This is a genomic window from Tissierellales bacterium, from assembly GCA_025210965.1.
In the GTDB taxonomy this organism is placed as follows: Bacteria; Bacillota; Clostridia; order Tissierellales; family JAOAQY01; genus JAOAQY01.
Genome location: JAOAQY010000132.1, coordinates 1 through 3,241 on the forward strand (window position 1 = coordinate 1; position 3,241 = coordinate 3,241).

The window sequence follows — 3,241 nt, forward strand, 5'->3', positions numbered from 1 at the left end:
AATTTCTCCTTTTAAATGTGTTTGATTGTTTGACAAAAGTCTCACAAACTACTGATTGAAACCGTTCTCTGCCATATTTATATTTTACTATATTGTGAAAGAGATTTGTAGTGGGAAGTTTTGTAGATTTGCAATAATTGAATTTTGTTACTTTTTAACTATCAAGTATAGCTTCTAATTCTTGCATTAATAAATGCACTGTTGTAGCAGGATGTTTATCATGATATGCTCTTTCACCGTGTGTTTCTAATAATCGTTCTGCCCTTTTTCTAGCTTCATACTTATCTCCATTTTTTTCTAACATTGAATAAATATCCGGTCTATTTTTTTCATACTTTCCAATTCCACACTTATCAAACTCTTCATTTAATTTATCTATATATTGTTTCCTGTCTATTCCTGTATTCAAATATTCAAAATGAAGTAAAAACCATAATTCTATTGCTTCATTCGACCATGCTACCTTAATTCCATTAGCTTCAGCTTTGTGTATAGCATTATCAAAATTATGTGCTGGAAATGAATCTCTATCAAAAACAGCCCAAACCTCTCCATAAGGAATACTTACTGCTTTCATTTTCTTTATTGTCCAATCAACTAAATCAATTGTATTGCGCCCAGTTCCTTCTATTTCTAGAGTAACATAATCATTAACTCGCTGCGCTTCATATTTATCAGCTATTCTTCTCTTTATTTCTTCAAAATAGAGGGGTTCTGTTCTAGCACCTTCGCATACAATTAAATATTTTAATGGATTTTTTTCTCTAATCGATTCTTTCCTCTTTGTTCGTTCTGCACGTCTTTTTTTAAAAATATCATCACTTCCCACAAGAATCACCACCAGTTGAAATTATACTCATTTCTTTGAGATTAGGTACTGCTCCATATTGTCCTTTCAAGTAATCTTTATCATAGCTAGCATCTTTTCTAACCTTTTTATTGTCATCAGTTATAAATTCGGCTAAAGAATATACCTGAGAAGATTTATTTTCATCAACCTCAACAAACCAAATTTGGTCACGTCTTAAAATATCATTTTTTAAAGTTGTAGTATCATGAGTTGTATAAATTAACTGCGCACAATTATTGTCCTCATTATTAAATAACTTGATAATATATCTACTCAAATATGGATGTAATTTTGCATCTAACTCATCAATAAAAATTATACTTCTCTTTTCAAAAACGTTGTGAATTTTTTGAAACATACTAATTAATTTCAAAGTACCACTTGATTCATCAAATATAGAAAACGTCTCTATCTCACCAGTTATATCATTTTTACGTTTCACATCTGTAGTATATTTAGGATTATCTCCGCTTGCCGTCTGTCTGATTTCAAAATCACAAATATCGATATTCATATTGTTTAAAAAATTTAGCAATGACTGCTTTTCCTTTTCGGTAGAAAAAAGCTTATTTTTATCTTCAATATAAATTGATGCTTCTTCTAATAATTCCCCGTAATTTAAAACCTCTGCATTTTTAAACCAATTCAAAACATCTTTATATTCTTTTACGCCAATAACTCTTCCAAAAACACTTAAAATCAGCCTTGATTCATTCATCAAATCATCAGAATTTTCCATCAAAGAATCAAATAATTCTTTATGATCATTATTTTTAAATTCCACCTTACTTCCATGTCTATAAAACAATTCATCATATACTAGTTTCTTCTCTGATTGACTTCTCTTATTTAGCCATTCTTCTACTACATTACGATCAAAATATTTAAATCCATATTGATATTCTTCGCCATTAAACTTTATAAAAACTTCAAATAAAGTAGGCTCACCTTTACTCTTTGCATCTAATGCAAAGGGCTCTAAATTAATATAACCATGTTCTTTATCAAAAATCACCGAATACATTACAATATCCCTCATTTTTTCAAAAGCCTTTATGATATTTGTTTTTCCACTAGCATTTGTCCCGTATATTGCAGCTGATTTCAAAAGTTTATCTTGCCCTTCAATATTTATAATATTTTCTTCTAGTCCTGTTATTTTAGTAGTTTCTAAACTTATTGATACTTCATCTTTATATGATCTATAATTACCAAAATTAAATTGTACTAACATTTTATTTCCCCCATTTTAATTTAGTAGTTGTGAATTTCGTGCATGTTTTTTTATATTATACCCAATTATATAATGTTTTAATGAATTTAAGCAACCCTTGTGAGAAAATTTCTCACAAGGGTTCTATAAAAATTTAATCTATTACAATGAAGTTAAAATCAATATTCATTTTCTGTTACTTTTGGAATTAGTAAACTAGTAACTTTTTCACGGATGTTATTAGTTTACTTTGAGGATGGGGGCAGGATTAGAAGAAATAAAATAATGACTTGAAACGTTCTGTGTATGATGAGAACATTTCAAGTCATTTGATATTTAAAAAATCTTTTGCCAGTTAAAAACCTGTGTATCTAGAGATATTTTGATTTTTTTGTGATTTCCATTGGTTTCTATGATGCGTTTCGATTCTAATAATGCCACTAAATATTTAGTAACCTTTATAGATTCTTCTTTATTTAGAATGTCTTTTATGAAATATCCTATACCTTCTGTATACTCTCCATCTTCTAATTTTCTCTTTTCATTTGCTAGATCAACCGGCTGCTTTCTCAAAATATGAGCAAATAGTATATTCAGTTCCGACTCATTGAAAGATATCGTTAAACTTTCTTTTGCTTTATTTTTTAGTTTTAGTTCTAGACCTTTTGTGGCGGTGTAACGCCATTTGAATGGGTGGGTTGGAAAGGGGGTGAAGTCGGGAGCTTTGGGTTTGGTTGGAACTGCTTTTTTATATTGTAGTTCATAGTAAACTTCTTCCAATTTTTGTGCAAACTCTCTGTATTCTTTGACATCGAAATTAAGCATAGCTTTCAAACAATACTCAATGAATCTAGCTAATAAACATGCAAACAAACCAACTGCAATAGCTGCAAAAACTAAAAATACAATATCTTTTGCCTCTTTCACATTCAGCATGCCTATAGTTTTATTCCATACCCCCACTAACAATACACCTATAAAAGCGAATCCTTTAGTATTTCTAAATTCTAAATCGCTAGCAGTTTTTTCACAATAGCTTATCTCACTTTTTAAAAGTTCTTCACTTTGATTTAAAAAATTATCGCTTAACAATTTTTTAAAATTTTCGTCTACATCCTTTTGCCATTCAGGATGTTTTCTTATTTGAATTCTAACTAATATATAATATACTAATAACC

At 29.3% G+C, this 3,241-nt stretch carries 3 protein-coding genes; all 3 read right to left on the bottom strand.

Going from position 1 to position 3,241, the window contains the following annotated elements; translation table 11 throughout:
• Positions 1 to 154: 154 nt before the first annotated feature.
• On the bottom strand, positions 155 to 829 hold the full coding sequence (locus N4A40_09550; GenBank protein ID MCT4662092.1) for an RloB family protein: 675 nt from the start codon (positions 827 to 829) through the stop codon (positions 155 to 157).
• Positions 819 to 2,084 (bottom strand): ATP-binding protein, encoded by a 1,266-nt coding sequence (locus N4A40_09555; protein MCT4662093.1) that lies wholly within the window; start codon positions 2,082 to 2,084, stop codon positions 819 to 821. Before N4A40_09555 ends, N4A40_09550 begins: the two co-directional genes overlap by 11 nt.
• 315 nt (positions 2,085 to 2,399) lie before the next feature.
• On the bottom strand, positions 2,400 to 3,241 hold an 842-nt coding region (locus N4A40_09560), incomplete at its 5' end, for a hypothetical protein (GenBank protein MCT4662094.1).

Bases quoted from the DNA above. Each gene is read 5' to 3' on its own strand.
- N4A40_09555 (MCT4662093.1), bottom strand. From the start codon at position 2,084: ATGTTAGTACAATTTAATTTTGGTAATTATAGATCATATAAAGATGAA.